Annotated in this window: 14 protein-coding genes; 2 read left to right on the forward strand and 12 right to left on the reverse strand. The window is 39.9% G+C overall.

Annotated elements, in window-relative coordinates:
- Window positions 1-42: 42 nt before the first annotated feature.
- Together ccpA and DV702_RS06840 are read right to left on the reverse strand one after the other, a co-directional pair.
- Entirely contained in the window at window positions 43-1,041 is a 999-nt protein-coding gene (gene ccpA / locus DV702_RS06835; protein ID WP_114924091.1) for a catabolite control protein A, read from the reverse strand.
- Between the two features lie 134 nt (window positions 1,042-1,175).
- A complete protein-coding gene (locus DV702_RS06840; RefSeq protein ID WP_114925864.1) occupies window positions 1,176-2,258 on the reverse strand; it encodes a bifunctional 3-deoxy-7-phosphoheptulonate synthase/chorismate mutase in 1,083 nt (360 codons plus the stop codon).
- 174 nt (window positions 2,259-2,432) lie between these two features.
- Between DV702_RS06840 and DV702_RS06845 the strand changes: the two genes are divergently transcribed.
- The gene (locus tag DV702_RS06845; protein WP_114925865.1) at window positions 2,433-4,562 is read left to right on the forward strand and encodes a cell division protein FtsA; all 2,130 of its coding nucleotides are present in this window, start codon (window positions 2,433-2,435) and stop codon (window positions 4,560-4,562) included.
- 577 nt (window positions 4,563-5,139) lie between these two features.
- Here the strand turns inward: DV702_RS06845 and DV702_RS06850 are convergent.
- The 9 genes from DV702_RS06850 to DV702_RS06890 form a co-directional block, all read right to left on the reverse strand.
- Complete coding sequence (locus tag DV702_RS06850; RefSeq protein WP_114924092.1) at window positions 5,140-5,952, reverse strand: YtxH domain-containing protein; 813 nt, start codon at window positions 5,950-5,952, stop codon at window positions 5,140-5,142.
- 56 nt (window positions 5,953-6,008) lie between these two features.
- A complete protein-coding gene (locus DV702_RS06855; protein WP_114924093.1) occupies window positions 6,009-6,461 on the reverse strand; it encodes a DUF948 domain-containing protein in 453 nt (150 codons plus the stop codon).
- A 285-nt stretch (window positions 6,462-6,746) separates the two neighbouring features.
- Window positions 6,747-8,060 (reverse strand): UDP-N-acetylmuramate--L-alanine ligase, encoded by a 1,314-nt coding sequence (gene murC / locus DV702_RS06860; RefSeq protein ID WP_114924094.1) that lies wholly within the window; start codon window positions 8,058-8,060, stop codon window positions 6,747-6,749.
- A 130-nt stretch (window positions 8,061-8,190) separates the two neighbouring features.
- Window positions 8,191-10,929, reverse strand: coding sequence for a DNA translocase FtsK (locus DV702_RS06865; RefSeq protein WP_240315695.1), 2,739 nt, complete (start codon window positions 10,927-10,929; stop codon window positions 8,191-8,193).
- A 173-nt stretch (window positions 10,930-11,102) separates the two neighbouring features.
- On the reverse strand, window positions 11,103-11,708 hold the full coding sequence (gene ytpR, locus DV702_RS06870; protein WP_114924096.1) for a YtpR family tRNA-binding protein: 606 nt from the start codon (window positions 11,706-11,708) through the stop codon (window positions 11,103-11,105).
- Complete coding sequence (locus tag DV702_RS06875) at window positions 11,705-12,520, reverse strand: DUF1444 domain-containing protein (RefSeq protein WP_114924097.1); 816 nt, start codon at window positions 12,518-12,520, stop codon at window positions 11,705-11,707. Before DV702_RS06875 ends, ytpR begins: the two co-directional genes overlap by 4 nt.
- A gap of 36 nt (window positions 12,521-12,556) precedes the next feature.
- Window positions 12,557-13,075 carry a hypothetical protein gene (locus tag DV702_RS06880; protein ID WP_114924098.1) on the reverse strand — a complete coding sequence of 173 codons (519 nt, stop codon included), beginning with the start codon at window positions 13,073-13,075 and terminating at the stop codon, window positions 12,557-12,559.
- Window positions 13,076-13,151: 76 nt separating this feature from the next.
- Window positions 13,152-13,673 (reverse strand): DUF84 family protein, encoded by a 522-nt coding sequence (locus DV702_RS06885; protein WP_114924099.1) that lies wholly within the window; start codon window positions 13,671-13,673, stop codon window positions 13,152-13,154.
- A gap of 28 nt (window positions 13,674-13,701) precedes the next feature.
- The gene (locus tag DV702_RS06890; RefSeq protein WP_114924100.1) at window positions 13,702-14,775 is read right to left on the reverse strand and encodes a M42 family metallopeptidase; all 1,074 of its coding nucleotides are present in this window, start codon (window positions 14,773-14,775) and stop codon (window positions 13,702-13,704) included.
- 204 nt (window positions 14,776-14,979) lie between these two features.
- On the opposite strand from DV702_RS06890, the gene DV702_RS06895 reads away from it, so the two are divergent.
- Entirely contained in the window at window positions 14,980-15,294 is a 315-nt protein-coding gene (locus DV702_RS06895) for a hypothetical protein (RefSeq protein ID WP_114924101.1), read from the forward strand.
- A gap of 208 nt (window positions 15,295-15,502) precedes the next feature.
- Here DV702_RS06895 and DV702_RS06900 read toward each other — a convergent pair whose 3' ends face one another.
- Entirely contained in the window at window positions 15,503-16,348 is an 846-nt protein-coding gene (locus DV702_RS06900; protein WP_114924102.1) for a YtnP family quorum-quenching lactonase, read from the reverse strand.
- Window positions 16,349-16,465: the final 117 nt, after the last annotated feature.

Raw genomic sequence — 16,465 nt, forward strand, 5'->3', positions numbered from 1 at the left:
CTATGTAACGTACTATTCTACTCGTTTTTTATACTTTTGTGCTTATCGCACCGATTGACGTTCCTCTAAATGATACGGTAACACAACTTCCGTTTCATCCACTTCTTCCTCACTCATGAGCTTAGTTAACAATCTCATAGACACCGCGCCTAAGTCATATAAAGGGACTACTACTGCAGATAATTGCGGACGAACGATACGCGCCAAAATGGAGTGCTGGAAACAGATTATCTCCAAATCTTCAGGAATTCTAAGATTTTCGTCCCGTACGCCATTCATAATACCAACAGCAATCTCATCACTACTTGTCATAACTGCTGTCGGGCGACTCGAAAGTTTACGTAGTACGTTCCAACTCTCATATGCATCATCATACGTGTTGTCTGTCTCCACAATCAGTTCTTCGTCAATTGTCAGCCCTGCTTCTTCTAATGCACGTACATACCCTACTCGTTTACAAACGCGGTTAATATCTCGTGTGAAAGGTCCAGAGACAAAAGCAATTCGTTTGTGACCGTTATCGATCAGTTTTTTCACTACATCGTAAGCCGCCTGTTCATGATCGATATTGACAGAAGGTAAATTCGTTTCAAAGTCTAAAGTACCTGCTAAAACGATAGGAACATTTGCTGTTTTCATTTCAGCCCGTACTTCCGGTGATATAGAATCACTCATGAAAATCAAGCCATCGACTTGCTTCCCTAAATGATCTTCAAACAATTCTACTTCCCTAGATGTACTTTTGTCCGAATTGGAAATAATGATGTTGTACTCATACATTGTGGCAACATCTGCAATCCCTCTAGAAAGCTCTGCATAATAGCTTTTCGACATATCCGGAACGATGACTCCAATCGTCGTTGTCCGTTTACTAGCTAGTCCTCGAGCGACTGCGTTCGGTCTATAACCTAATCGTTCGATGACGTCCAATACCTTTTTGCGAGTAGCAGGTTTTACATTCTGATTCCCATTCACTACTCGTGAAACCGTTGCCATAGATACATTTGCTTCTCTTGCTACATCGTAAATGGTGATGGCCATAGTTGTTCCTCCTATCCTTCTTCATTATTAGTATACCGTGTTTTATCGGTATTTAGGATTATTTCTGTATTGAAAATATTTCTTCTTATGTAGAAAGCACCGATCCTCTATTATAAAGGATCGGTGCTAGAATGTTAAATCGTTTGGTGCGTATTCATGAAGCGTGTAATCTCTTCGTAGAATTTATCAAACTGCGGTATGTCCATTTGTTGTGCAGAATCCGATAATGCAACTGCCGGATCTGGATGAACTTCTGCCATAACGCCGTCTGCTCCTACTGCAATTGCAGCTTTCGCTGTTGGAAGCAACAAGTCTTTACGGCCTGTAGAGTGAGTAACGTCAACAAATACCGGTAAGTGTGTTTCTTGCTTCAAGATTGGTACAGCAGAAATGTCGAGCGTATTTCGTGTAGCTGTTTCGTACGTACGAATACCGCGCTCACATAACATAATTTCCGTATTTCCTTTAGAAATAATATATTCAGCTGCGTTCACGAACTCAGAAATAGTAGCAGACATTCCACGTTTTAGAAGCACTGGTTTATTTACCATTCCTGCTTCTTTTAACAATTCGAAGTTCTGCATATTACGCGCACCGATTTGGATCACATCGATATATTCGAGTGCCTCCTCTAAGTGTGTAGGTGTAATAATTTCTGTAACAATAGATAGACCAGTTTCGTCTGCAACTCGCTTTAAAATTTTTAGACCTTCAAGACCTAATCCTTGGAAGTCATACGGTGATGTACGTGGTTTATATGCTCCTCCACGAATCATCGTCAAGCCTTTCGCTTTGATCGATTGCGCAACTGCCAGTACTTGCTCGTAAGATTCTACTGCACAAGGTCCGAAAACGAAAGTCGGTTGCCCGCCTCCAATTTTTTGGCCGTTTACGTCTACGATTGTATCTTCTGCTTTTTTCGTCCGAGAAACGAGCAGAGCGTTCTTTTGCTTGTCCTGTTGTACTTCAAGTGCTGACATAAAAATTGATTTAAAAACTTGTTCCAAAATACCGTCTGGTAAAGGCCCATTGTTCGCATTCTTTAAAACATTCAGCATCTCCCGTTCGCGGATCGGATCATATCTATTTACACCTTGCTTTTCTTTCACATTCCCAATTTCTTGAACTATACTAGTACGCTCATTGATCAATTTAAGAATATCAATATTCAATTCATCAATGCGTCCTCTTAACTCACCTAAATCTTGCTGTCTCATCATTCTGTCTCCTCCCCGCACATATCTTCCTTTTCTAACGTTGGAATCTATGGTACATTTTTATATACTAGACCAAGTATAATGACTTCTCTTTGAAAAGTCACGCAATTTCACCGAATTAATACATTTTCACTATGTTGACATAGAATAAAGGCTGAAAAGAGGTTGGAAGTTCTGGGGAAGAAATTATTCGCACTAGACATCGGAACACGCTCCGTTGTCGGCATTGTGCTTGAACAACAAGGGGATTCATTTCATATTATAGACTTGCTTTCAAAAGAACATAAAGAACGTTCGATGATCGATGGACAAATACATAACATTTTAAGTGTTGCTGCGATTATTCAACAGATCAAGCAACAACTAGAAGAGCAACACGGTATTTTAGAACGTGTTAGTGTAGCTGCAGCGGGTCGTTCATTAAAAACGGCGGAAGGGAAAGTAACAGTAGATATTTCAGAGCGCACGTTAATTTCGACTGAAGATATTAATCGGTTAGAGCTGTCTGCCGTTCAGAATGCTCAACAATTACTGCTTACCTCTAACGAATTAACGGAAGATGATCATTATTATTGCGTAGGCTACTCAGTCTTGCACTATAAATTAAATGACGAAAAGATTGGTAGTTTAATCGATCAGACAGGTCACCAAGCCACGATTGAAGTGATCGCCACTTTCCTGCCGCGAGTTGTCGTGGAATCTTTGCTGGCTGCGTTGAAGCGAGCGGACTTAGAAATGGAGGCATTGACACTAGAACCGATTGCCGCTATCAACGTACTCGTTCCGCCTTCTATGAGACGATTGAATATTGCTCTTGTCGATATCGGAGCAGGCACTTCTGATATTGCAATCGTCAACGACAACACAGTAACAGCCTATGGCATGGTTCCTATCGCGGGAGATGAAATTACTGAAACATTAAGTAGCCATTATTTGCTCGATTTCCCGTTGGCCGAGCAAATGAAACGACAGCTTTTATCATCCGAACAAGTTACAGTTCAAGACATTTTAGGATTCGAACAAAAAATTCCATCTACAGAAGTAGTGGATGTCATTAGTCCAGCAGTTAAAAGGCTAGCTGCAGCTATTTCCCATGAGATTAAGAGACTAAACAACAATACTTCTCCACAAGCGGTGATGATCGTTGGAGGAGGTAGTCTGACACCTACGTTATCGAAAGAATTAAGTAATGAACTAGAGTTGCCTGATACGAGAGTGGCTATTAGAAGCTTGGACGCATTATCTGGCGTAACACTTGACGATAATATTGAAGCTTCTCCCTCACTAGTTACACCAATTGGCATTGCCATTGCAGCCCATCGATCTCCTATTCACTACATGTCTATTACGGTAAATGAAAAGACTATCCGTTTATTTGAGTTGAAAGAGATGACTGTAGGAGATGCCTTACTCGCTGCCAATGTGTCTGCTCGTAAATTATACGGTAAACCTGGTCTTGCACTGACAGTAAAAGTGAACGACGAGTGGGTTACATTGCCTGGTGAACACGGATCTCCAACTACGATTTTATTAAATGGACAAGAAGCAAGTACTAAAGATTTAATACATCACCAAGACGTAATTGAACTGGAATTTGGAAAAGACGGGGAAGATGCAGTAGCGAAAGTCGGCGATTTGATGCAAGCACCCGCTACTATACAGTTTTCGCTAGACGGCGTACTTATGACACGACAAGATGAAATCTTATTAAATGGGCTCCCGACTTCGTTAGAAACGTTAGTAACAGACCGTGATGAACTTACCACACGAACTACATGTTCATTAGCTACAGCCATTAAAGAAATGAATGATTCACTAGATGTGGCGCAGCTTTCTGTAATACATGACGGGAAAAAACAATTGGTGAAATCCCGCCCGATCCTGTACATAGTAGATGGCAATGAAGTAGACGATCATTACATTATAAAAGACGGAGATCAAATCACAACGCATCAGCCTCCTGCAACAACGTTACAAGAGATTGCTAATGAGTTAGATATCATTTTGGAAGCACGAGCGGATATTACATTCAATGGCGAACCTGTCTCCATTAAAAAACAACGTACAGCGGTCTATGTAAATGGACAACTTGCGAATTTATCCTATCAAGTTCATTCATCTGATCAAGTAGAATTTACCTCTGTATCAAATGCACCGATCATTTTCAGCGACATCTTTTCATTTACTGAATTCTCGCTACCTACTAACGCGGCTTCTGCTTATCGTTTAGTACGAAACGGCGAACCCATTCGATTCAATGAACCTATTTTCGGTGGGGATCAGTTAGAAATCCGCTTTGAATAATTGTTAACAAAAAAGAGGCTGTCTAGAAAGTCAGTGAGAACTGAGTTTCTGTGACAGCCCTTTTTCTCATGAAACGAATAGAAGAATCCTCTCTTCGCCGTTCCTTTCCAGGCGGACGCGTTCGGGAGGGGTCGCAGTGAACCATACCGCTCCGCTAGCGCTACGCCGGATGTTTCACTTGTCGACCTGATCCTCCCCGAGTCGCCGCCTAGAACGAAAATCCACTCGATGTCTTGCTTCAAATAGGTACAAAAAAATCGCCCATTCTAGTAGAATAAAGTTACCTAACCCACTCTACGAAAAGACGATTTTTTATGCGCAATCCAAAGATTATTTACGAACAGTATACCACAGAACAGCTCACTTTTTCTATAGAAGAACCTACGGCATCGCTCCGTGGCCTTGAAAAGGTTCATACGAAGTTCGGAATCGTCGCACTGGTTCACAGTTGAAAGTAGTGGGCATCCGCCGGCTACTTTCAACTGTGAACGACTACAAACCAAAATCAGGCAGCGAAAAACGATTCGTTTTTCGCTGCCTGATTTATATTAGGGACTTATTGGACAGCCCCTTTTCATCATTTTGTCGTTGCTTTATTATCTTTTTTATCCGAAGAAGCGTCTACTTTAGAATTTTTCGAGTTTTTATTACTTGTGTTTTGATTTGCCTTCGCATCATTTTTACCTGAAGAATTATCTTTAGAAGACTCATCCTCTTTTTCATCTTCTTTCTTAGCTGTTGTTTCGTTAGCTTTAGAAAGATCACCAGACTTTTCATTAGTTTCTTTTACGCTTTTATAATCTGTTGCTTCTTCGCCTTCAGAAGATACTGTACCGTCATCCATCGGAATATTGGCTTTGGAAGCTGCGGATTTTACTTTATCAACTAGTTGCCCTGATTGTTCCTGAATCGTCTGAGAAAACTCTGACGTTTTATCTTTTGCTACTGCTGTAAATGCAGCAGTTTTCTCCTTCGCTGTACCCGTTAAGTCCGCTGTTTTATCTTTCGCTGCACTTGACAACTCAACTGCCTTATCTTTAGCCGTACTAGATAATTCTACAGCTTTTTCTTTTGCAGTTCCTGAAAGTTCCACTGCCTTATCTTTTGCTGTCGAGCTCAACTCAATACTCTTATCTTTTAATTGTGATGCTTGTGAAGTTAAATCTTCACGCATTTCACGTCCTGTTTTTGGTGCTAAAAATAGCGCTGTAGCTGCACCGATTATTCCACCGACAATGGCTCCAGCTATAAAACTGCTCGCACCGCTATTATCTTCTTCATATAAATCATTTGTTGAGCGATAGTTGTAATTTGCTGGATATTGAGGTTGGCCGTACGTATTTGCGTAATTCCCCTGGTTTTCATTGTAATTTGGTTTGTTTTCTGTCATTTTTCTTCCTCCTGTAAATTGAATGTTTTTGTATGCTACTAAGGAAAATGCTAGTACTAGGAGCGCGCTTTATATACTGTCCAACCGTTGGACTTCACAGGCTGACGTTCTTTCACTTGATCGTAAAGACCAACAGCTACAGTCCCCCATTGTAATACTTGCGCGATTTTATCACTGTTTTGTTCGGCTTGTGTAGTAACAGAATGAGAGATCCGATGAACAGACTGGTTTAAGTTATTCACGGAATCGCCTACTCCTTTTACCGCATCCACCACAGTGTTCAACTTTTCAGCTTTGCCGTGCAAATCTTCAGCAAGCTGATTGGTTTTCTGAAGGAGTTGTGTACTTTCTGTAGTAACCCCTTCTAATTGCTTTGTTAAGTCATCTACCGTGTGGGAGACGCTTTGTAGGGTAGTTTTTAAAGACCCGAGCGTCACAGCTAGACTAATACAAAGAATAAGAAATGCTATCGCTGCAATGACTGCTGCGATGTAAAGTAAATTGACCACTGATGTTGTCCTCCTAGAGCATATTCTTACGAAAACTTTACCCCTCTTCTCGAGTTTCTAAACTTTTCGTCCTATTACTCCTGTTCGACATAACTAGGCGTTTTCCTTTTATGAATTCCATTTCTTTCTTTTATTACGCTAAAAATGTGAATAGGATTGAAGATTCTACAGGAAGAAAGTTCGTATGGATAAGTTATAGTGGCTATAGTTATAAGCAGTTAGTGATGGTAACGAAAGTAGTGCCCTCCTAACCTTTAAATAAAAAAACAGCTCCCCTAAAACGGGTTAAGCTGTTTCCTCATTAGTGATTAGCAATTTAAATTGCTTTAAGTATTGTTGAATATCTCCCGCGCCCATAAATATGAGCACTGCATTTTCATGGCTCGCTAATTCAGACATATCATCGATCTTTAAGTAATGGGCATTCGGTACTTTATCAATCAAATCTGTAATAGTTAAACTTCCTGCTTGCTCGCGGGCTGAACCAAATATATCACAAAGATACACATAATCTGCTTCTGCAAGGCTTTCTGCAAATTGATCTAAAAGAGCTGCCGTACGTGTGAACGTGTGCGGTTGGAATATAGCTACGATTTCCCGATCAGGATACTTTTGGCGCGCAGAATCGAGGGTAGCTCGGATTTCAGTCGGATGATGTGCATAATCATCTACAAGTACTCTTCCTTCATATTCACATACCGAAAAGCGTCTCTTCACTCCTCCAAACGTAGCAAAGCGTTCATTTATTACTGCAGCGGGCACATCTTCATAATGACAGAGTGCAATCACGCCTAGCGCATTTTTTATTGCGTGGTCTCCTGTCAATGGTATAGTAAAACGATGATAAAATTCGTTTCGAATAAATACATCAAACGAACATCCTTCACGATCTTTTTCAATATTCGCAGCGTAGAAGTCATTGGATGGATCCAATCCGTAATATACAATAGGGACTTGGCTTTGTAAACGTTGCAGGTTTTCATCATCACCACACGCAATTAATGCTTTTTTAACTTGATTAGCCATTTGCCCGAAAGCATCCAATATATCATCCAAACTTGTAAAATAATCTGGATGGTCAAAATCAATATTGGTCATAATCGCATAATCTGGATGATAGGCTAAAAAGTGGCGTTTGTATTCGCACGCTTCAAATACGAAATACTCAGTATCTGGTACTCCTTTTCCCGTACCATCTCCAATTAAATAGGATGTTGGCGCATATCCGCCGAGTACGTGAGATAATAATCCTGTCGTAGATGTTTTCCCATGCGTGCCCGTTACCCCAATAGATGTAAACTGTTTCATGTAGGAGCCTAGAAAATCATGATAACGTGTAACATCCAAACCTAAATCCTGCGCTTTTTTTAATTCTGGATGATCATCTTTGAAGGCATTTCCCGCAATAATTTTCATACCAGGCTGAATATTTTCTTCATCAAACGGAAGAACTTTTATATTTCTTTCATGTAAAGGGTCTTCAGTAAAAAAGTACTTCTCCACGTCCGAACCTTGCACTGTATAGGAAGAATCATGTAGCAACTGGGCAAGAGAACTCATTCCCGATCCTTTTATGCCTGTAAAGTGAAACAATGTCATATTGAAACCTCCCGGGAATTCTTTCATCCCTCTTTTTCTCTTCTAACAACATAAATTACATTAGAAGATTATGTCTTGTCATAGTATAGCATGTCTGTCAGGAAACTATTAGACGCACACAAGTCAATAGTTATTTCATAAAACTTTCAAAAGTTTGCTCAGTTAAAAAGACGTCCCTCGGTCTACTTCCTCGCTGTTCAGAAATAAACTGGTTCGCTTCCATTCGGTCAATTAATTTAGCCGCACGGTTGTAACCGATACTAAACTGTCGCTGTAACGCAGAAGTCGACGCACTCCCCTGCTCGATGATAAAACTACAAGCTTGTTGGAATAGCGGATCAGTTTCTTCCTCTTCAACAGCCGCAGCCAATAAATCGTCCTGACCAAATAGATAATCGGGATCCGCTTCGTTGCGAACATGTTCTATTATACGCTCAATTTCATCATCCGTGACAAATGTCCCCTGCAGCCGAACCGGAGCGGACTGACCGTTCCCTAGATACAACATATCACCTTTACCAAGCAAGCGATCAGCACCTACGGAATCTAATATAGTTCTAGAGTCCACTTGGGATGATACTGCGAACGCAATACGCGTCGGGATATTTGCTTTAATAGTTCCTGTAATGACATCCACTGAAGGTCTCTGGGTGGCGATAATTAAATGAATTCCACATGCTCTTGCTTTTTGCGTAATGCGGCTGATAGAAACTTCTACATCAGCAGGCGCCATCATCATTAAGTCAGCCAATTCATCAATTACTACTAAAATGTAAGGCATCTTTAAAGAGAAACGGCGTGAATTCATAACCATTTCATTGTAGCGTTCAATATTACGGACGCTTGAATGAGCAAATAACTCATATCGCCGTTCCATTTCTTGAACTGCCCACTTCAATGCTGCTGTCGCTGCCTTAACGTCTGTAATGACTGGACTTAATAGATGGGGAATTCCATTATAAGGCGCTAGTTCTACCATTTTGGGATCAATTAATAATAGTTTTAAATCATGATAAGACGCTTTATACAATAAACTGATTAAAAGCGAATTGATACAAACCGATTTACCTGAACCTGTAGCACCTGCAATCATTCCATGAGGCATTTTACGCAAATCTATCGTTTGCGGTTCACCTGTCAAACTTAAACCTAGCACTGCTTCCAAAGGGGATTCTGATTTTTTAAATGCAGGGCTGTTAATGACTTCTGAAATTCGTACAGCTCTTGTTTGGCGGTTCGGAATTTCAATACCAATCCTACTAGTCCCTGGAATAGGCGCTTGAATACGAATATCTCTCGCTGCCAGAGCTAGTTTTAGATCATCTGTTAAATTGCGGATTTTACTTACTTTAACTCCTTGCTCCACTGTCAGTTCAAACATTGTAACTGCCGGTCCCTGCATAGCATGTTCTACTGTCGCGTGTACTGCAAAATGAGATAACGTTTCTTCCAATTTTGCAGACTGCATTTCAAGCCACTCTTCATCGATCACTTCTTCTTCAGGAGGTGCTAAATAGCCCATCAGAGGAAAGCCGTAATGTGGAGGCGGTTCTTCTTCCAACTCTTCTTGAACCTCTTCTTCAATAGACATTTGTACAGAATTCGGTTCCGCCACTAACGGCTTTTCTTGTATAATTGCCTGTTTACTCTCAGCTAGCTTTATTGAACCTTCCTCTTTGTGTTGTTCTTTACTTTTCATAGCTAATTTTTCTTTATCCGATGAAAGCATCATAACGTTAAATGGGACAATCTTTTCTTTTTTCTTTTGTTCTAATTGTTCAGTTGTCATATATGCAGTTTCAGCAACTGTAACGACTTCTGTCTCTGACGGTTCTTCTGTAAAATTTTCCGTAGGATTAAGTGTAATTGAACTTGATTCTTCTATTGTTTCAACATTAGGTAACTCTACTTCTTGACATTTTTTTTCAGACGTTGAAAATGCTTCTTCCACTTCTTCAAAGAAATCTTCTTTCAATTTAACGCCAACTGCATGATCAAATACTACTTGTTCGGTTTGTGAAAGTTCTTCCGTATCTTCAATAATTGTGGACTCTTGTAGTACTTCATTTGAATGAAAAGTCTCTGGAGAAACATCGTAGACACGTCCAGTATCGTTTGTCGATTCACACTTTTCTGTTGAACTTGCAAACAGTGGAGTCGTTTCTATCACGTGATTTTCCTCATCGCGAGATTCTTTAGATGACTCAATATCTACAGATTGTGCTTGCTCTTTCTTCAATTGAATGTCTTCAATAGCCGAACCGACTGAAGAAGTTTTTTTATAGCCGTACACGGGAGAAGGTACATGTGATGGTGAAAACGGCCTTCTCATTTTTTTTGGTCGTTGTTTGACGGGTTCTTCTTCAACTTCTACTTCTTCACGAGGAAATTGCTCTCGTCTTGCTTGTAATTCTTGAATCGGTCTAAATTCACGTTTCGGCTGTATTTCACGTTGTGCTCTCACTTCGCGCTGCGGTCTAATACGTCTTTCTGATAAAGATGGAACAGGTAATGATGACTCTTGTATAGAGTCTGCCCGATAAATAGTCGCTGCTTTTTCATATCTGCCAGGCCAACGTTCATTTTGACTCAACGGTACTATTTCATAATCATCTTCAATATTTTGTAATTCTTCGTTTTCGTGATCATCTTGTCGTTCATTTACTAACTCTTCATTATGCCATTCATTCTTTTCTTGCTTCGGTTCCCAACCATAAATCTCATGATCAGAAATTATAGGAAATTGAAAGTTTTTAGGTTTATTTTCTTCAGTATTTTTAATAGTAGTTTTATCAAATAAGTCATGTAATAGTTTATTGCCTTCTTCTAATTGTGTAAGGCGTCTTTTCATATCTCGTAACCAGCTCAAATAAATCACTCTTTTCATGTCAATCATTCTATTTTAACAGGTTTCGTATGCGAAAATCAAACAGATCTATGTTGCTGCGTAACAAAAATAATATTACTTCATAATAGTATGTAAAAATGAAAAAGCTTTTGTGAGGGCTTGGACGAAGCCTTGCACAAAAGCTAGTAATTTTTTTACCCCTCGAAAGGTTCCCCAGCTACGTGTTGTTCGCCAAGAACGAGAATACCTTTTGCTTCAGGTGCATCCTTTAACCCTAACTCTTTTGCTGAACAAATCATACCTGACGAAGCGACACCGCGTAATTCTGCATCTCGAATAACCATTCCAGAAGGCATCACAGCCCCTACTTTCGCAACTACAACTTTTTGTCCCGCTTCTACATTAGCTGCACCACAAACAATTTGTAGCGTTTCTTCACCTACATCTACTTGACAAATATTCAATTTATCAGCATTTGGATGTTTTTCTTTCTCTGTTACTAAGCCTACAACGAATTTTGGACTGAAGTCTAGATCTAATGAAACGTCCACTTCATTTTTTTTAAGTGCGTTTTTTATTTGTTCACCAAGCTCTTCTGTCAGCTCTACTTGACCTTGCGCTTGAATAGTAAAATAACTAGATGCCTCGAAAAGATTGAAAGCTACAACACTTCCTGTCTTTTCATCAGATAAAACAGCTACATTATTTTTTCTTTCGCAAATAATATTTTTGGGTCTTTCTGTAGTTAATTGGGCAAGTAAGACGTCACCCACACCTTGAGCATTATAAAATAAGTTCATTTTTTCTTTTCCCTTCTAGCCAGTCGGTTTTTTGCCATAATAAATATAGGTTCTAGCTTACCATCTTCATAAATAAACGACAATGACGTCACGGGAACTGCACCTGTCGTGAAAAATTGCATAGCAATCTGAGCAATTACGTCATATCCTGTATCATTCCGAATATCTCCAATGATCAATACATCCTGATGCGGAACAGAAACAACCATATGACCTTCTATTTGCTGCTCCATTTCTTTCATAAACGGCTGGTTCAGCAATCGACTTGCATCATAGCCATCGTTATTATTGATAAAGTAAAATATATTATCGGATACTATATCTTTTTTATAAGATGTCGGTAAAGACTTTACTTTAAACATCGCCATTTCCTGTATCTCTTGTGCACTCATCCCAAGCTCTGTAAGCATATCCATATCAATCAGGCGATAGGTCGTTCCAAGATCAAGGGCATAAAAGATCCGCGTCTCCGCTGTATGATCTTTCGTTAAAAACGGTTTTCCCGCCGCACTCTCTAACGGAAAAGATGTGGATCGAATGACTGGATAAATGTTTTTTTCACCGACAAATCCTTGTGCTTGCTCTTGCTCCATTGCACGGAATGTCTCCTGAATAGTATACACTACTTCATCAATAGCCAATTCTTTCTTCTGCATGAATTTCGATACAATTTCAGGCAGAGAAATTTCCATTCCTTTATGAAGTGTGTGGTGGACTATTCTTAACTTATCCGCTTTACGGTCAAATTGCCAATCAAATTTCTCGGCAGGTAATCGTTTTTTTAATTCTTCCACAACGTCTTTTGCTTCCATTTTCGTACTCCCCTTCCGCACTATTGACTGACAACCTTATTTATCGTCTTGCTCAACAGAACGAGCGATCTCCATCATTTTCTCTAAATATGTTGTAATGTTTTTTTCATCAGTTACTGTTGCGATTTTCGCTCCGCCTGCATCTGCGATTAGCTCTACTAAGTTTTCACTTTTTTGTATGACAGCTACAAAACCGAATGCTTCATCTTTAGTAAATGTTTGTGAACCGATTAGTTGTTCAGGTTCGTCAGAAAGTAGTTTATCATAGTAGACACGACTATCATTTTGTTCATTTGGGTTCACAGTTACATAAAATGAATCATCTTTTTTAGTCAATACAATTGTTTGAGATGTTGACTCTTCATCTACTTTCATTGTAGGTGGTTTATAAAAAGCTATGTCTCCGACTGTATGGTTCGTGTTTTTAGCATTTGATTCAAATGCCTTTTTTGCCGCTACGAAAGCATCATCCGTCCGAAATTCAACTTTCTGATTACAGCCGACAAGCACGACAGCCAGCAACACTAGCAAGAAAACCTTTCCTTTTCGGAACATATAGGCTCCCCCCTTCTCTACTGCCACGTTTTTCTACCAGTCCTATTCTAATAGTACGACAGCGCTATTGCAATTGTCAGCTACAGGGTGATACCTGGTAGAGAAATTGCCCGATTAACAGCTTCATAATATGTTCGAATAATTCATCCCGGGGAATCATTTGAGCAGTCAGCATTCCGATAGCTCCTTCAGACATCCGTATATTTTGCTTATTGAAATATTGATCCACTGCGTCGCCTAATTCTCTACCATTACAAATGTCCATCGCTAACGTTTCAGGTAAAGGAATCTGTGCGCCCGCCGCTGTGAAAATTTTCGCATTAGGCGTCACTAACGCTCCCCAATTACATAAGTACATAGTGTTCTCTATCATTCGCACTCCACCTTCGAGTCCGACACCATATGTATCCCTTAGACTGCTCGCTGCTATTGCCCGATTGATCGCACCCTGTCGCGTTTCTTCATCGCTCATCGGCTGCGCACTAACGCCTGAAGGAACCGTTGCCGAAGAAACTGTACTATCAACTACATAGCGTTCAATTGTATGAGCAACCGCACGCAGTTTCGCTTGATTTTCTGAACCTAATACAAATTCCATTCAGCAACCTCTTTTCTCCTGTTGCAGATTAGCAATTTTGTTTAATCGTCTCCACCGTTGTTTTATCACAAGCTTTTACTAAATGTACAATCATCTCTTTCGCTGCTGCATAATCGTCCGTGTGAATGATAGAAGCTGCTGTATGAATATAGCGGGAACAAATACCGATGACCGCACTTGGAACACCTTCATTCGCTACATGCACTTGACCCGCATCTGTGCCTCCTTGAGAGACAAAATATTGATAAGGTATATTATGCGTTTCAGCCATATCTAAGATAAACTCTCGCATACCACGGTGTGTCACCATGGAACGATCCATAATGCGAAGCAATGTTCCTTGACCTAACTGACCAAATTCTTTTTTGTTCCCACTTGCATCGTTCGCTGGACTTGCATCTAGCGCAAAGAAAAGGTCTGGATCAAGCATTCTCGCTGCAGTTTGTGCACCCCGCAAGCCTACTTCTTCCATAACTGTTGCACCAGAATAAAGCGTGTTTGGTAACTTTTCATTTTTTAGCTCTTTCAATAATTCAATTGCTAAACCGCACCCGTACCGATTATCCCAAGCTTTCGCCATAATTTTCTTCGGGTTTGCCATTGGAGTAAATGGACAGATTGGAAGGATTTGCTGGCCCGGAACAATTCCAAAACTTTCAGCATCCGCTTTATCATCCGCACCTACGTCAATCAGCATGTTTTTAATGTCCATTGGTTTTGCGCGTTCTGCATCACTGAGCAAGTGTGGCGGTATAGAACCAATAACACCTAATACAATGTTAGTCTCTGTAATAATCTGCACACGTTGTGCAAGCAATACTTGGTTCCACCAACCTCCTAACGGTTGAAATCGCAACATTCCATTATCTGTAATGCCAGTTACCATAAAACCAACTTCGTCCATGTGGCCCGCTACCATAATCTTCGGCTGATCCTTTTCACCGTGGCGTATGCCAAATACTCCACCTAAGCCATCTTGTATGATTTCATCTGAGTTTTGCGCTAATTGCTCCCGCATAAAAGCCCTGACACGATATTCATTGCCCGATGCACCTGGCAGTTCAGTCAACGTGCGAAATAATTCCAATGTTTCTTTTTCCATACAAATCCCTCACTTTTTTTACTGTCTTCTGCTATTATATCGAGATGCTAAACATATGAACACTAATTAGTTCATTGAACGCTTTAATAGGCAGTTTTGCTTGCTGATTAAAAATAGGTTTTACGGAAAGACATATGAATCGCAATGCTCTTTTAATATATGGTACACTAGAAGAAATGATTTTCGAAGGAGCTGCAATTAACTATGAGATTAAAAGAATTTTTAGCTGGAATTTTAACTGGGGTTGCTGCAGGAGTAATTGTAAATGAAGCATTCAACAAATTTAATGAAGAAGTTCCTGCAGACAGCGTACTAAAAAAAGTAAAAGATGCATTTAAAGAAGAAGGCCCGATCGACGGTTCATGGATTGTTATGAAGCCGGAACCTTACACAAATCATGTAATTTCAATGGATGTGTATCGTGGCGGTGTTTCTCGTATGAAAGATGGTAAATTGGAGCAATACGAATTTGCTGCAGATTCAAAAACAGGCACAGTTGTAGAGTTAATTCGTCAATAAGTTAGTAAGCAAACGACAGAGCGGTATGGAAAGTCTGTAACATTTGACTTTCCGTACCGCATTTTTTGTGAAAACAAACCGCTTTTTCTTTTCAAAAGATTATTCTCCAAAAAGAAAGGAACGTCAATCCTCAATTGAATTGCGTCCCATTTGCTATCCATGTAGATATCTTTCATTTTATAAAAGGGTAATCCGTATACAGCTTTTTTTACCGAGTACGCTCTAGACTGTCTACTATAGTTTTACCGTCTTCACTGAACTTCACCATGCGATAAAATGCGTCATGATAGAAAATAAAGCCATAATGGTTTGGCAGGGCTTCTTTCATAATACGTTCTTTTGCAAAAATAGAGTCCATCGGGTAGTCATCATAAGCAAGTACCCATAGTGGGTTAGTGTGAGCATGCGTCGGCATAATATCCGCCATATGGATTAACGTCTCACCTTCTTGATCTAATGTGATGACGCAATGTCCGTCACTATGTCCGCCCGTATGAATCATTTTCACACCCGGCATAATCTCAAGCTCATCTTCGAATGTTTTCACTTGCTCTTGAATAGGCTCCCAGTTTTCTTTCCAGTACGTATTACGTGAGCGAATATTCGGCTCGCGCATCTCATCCCACTCTACTTTTGATGTATAAATAGTTGCATTCGGGAATACACTTACGAGCTGATCACCTTCCCACTGAGTTAAACCAGCTGCATGATCATTATGTAGATGAGACATTAAAACGATGTCTATATCATTTGTTGTAAGACCAAGTTTTTCTAAACTTTCCTCTACTCGCGTTTCTGCACGGACTCCTAAATTACGTTTTTTCTTTTCATCTAACTTACCTTTACCTATCCCTGAATCAATAAGTAAGTTCTTGCCTGCATATTGTATAAGAATCGGATCTGTTCGCAATTCAATCAAGTTATTTTCATCCGGCTCATATCTTCTTGACCACAAAGCTTTCGGTACAACACCAAACATTGTACCTCCATCTAAATAGTTTACTCCCCCATCAAGCCATGTTAATTTCATTTCGTGAAATGTTAATTGATCCATACTATTTCCTCCCTACATATCTAGTTTACAGCCAATCCACAAAAGTAAATTGGTCAAGTATAAGCACAAAAACTATTTAAGTAATGTGTTAGTAAATAATTATACACGGAAACTGGT

Source organism: Sporosarcina sp. PTS2304 (genome assembly GCF_003351785.1).
Lineage (GTDB): Bacteria > Bacillota > Bacilli > Bacillales_A > Planococcaceae > Sporosarcina.

Excerpts from the sequence above, each read along its gene's own strand:
- murC (WP_114924094.1), bottom strand. The coding sequence starts at position 8,060 with ATGACATTGTTTCACTTTACAGGCATAAAAGGATCGGGAATGAGTTCT.
- DV702_RS06875 (WP_114924097.1), bottom strand. The coding sequence starts at position 12,520 with ATGGAAGCAAAAGACGTTGTGGAAGAATTAAAAAAACGATTACCTGCC.
- DV702_RS06840 (WP_114925864.1), bottom strand. The coding sequence starts at position 2,258 with ATGAGACAGCAAGATTTAGGTGAGTTAAGAGGACGCATTGATGAATTG.
- ytpR (WP_114924096.1), bottom strand. The coding sequence starts at position 11,708 with ATGAACTTATTTTATAATGCTCAAGGTGTGGGTGACGTCTTACTTGCC.
- DV702_RS06890 (WP_114924100.1), bottom strand. The coding sequence starts at position 14,775 with ATGGAAAAAGAAACATTGGAATTATTTCGCACGTTGACTGAACTGCCA.
- DV702_RS06885 (WP_114924099.1), bottom strand. The coding sequence starts at position 13,673 with ATGGAATTTGTATTAGGTTCAGAAAATCAAGCGAAACTGCGTGCGGTT.
- ccpA (WP_114924091.1), bottom strand. The coding sequence starts at position 1,041 with ATGGCCATCACCATTTACGATGTAGCAAGAGAAGCAAATGTATCTATG.
- DV702_RS06880 (WP_114924098.1), bottom strand. The coding sequence starts at position 13,075 with ATGTTCCGAAAAGGAAAGGTTTTCTTGCTAGTGTTGCTGGCTGTCGTG.
- DV702_RS06900 (WP_114924102.1), bottom strand. The coding sequence starts at position 16,348 with ATGGATCAATTAACATTTCACGAAATGAAATTAACATGGCTTGATGGG.
- DV702_RS06895 (WP_114924101.1), top strand. The coding sequence starts at position 14,980 with ATGAGATTAAAAGAATTTTTAGCTGGAATTTTAACTGGGGTTGCTGCA.
- DV702_RS06850 (WP_114924092.1), bottom strand. The coding sequence starts at position 5,952 with ATGACAGAAAACAAACCAAATTACAATGAAAACCAGGGGAATTACGCA.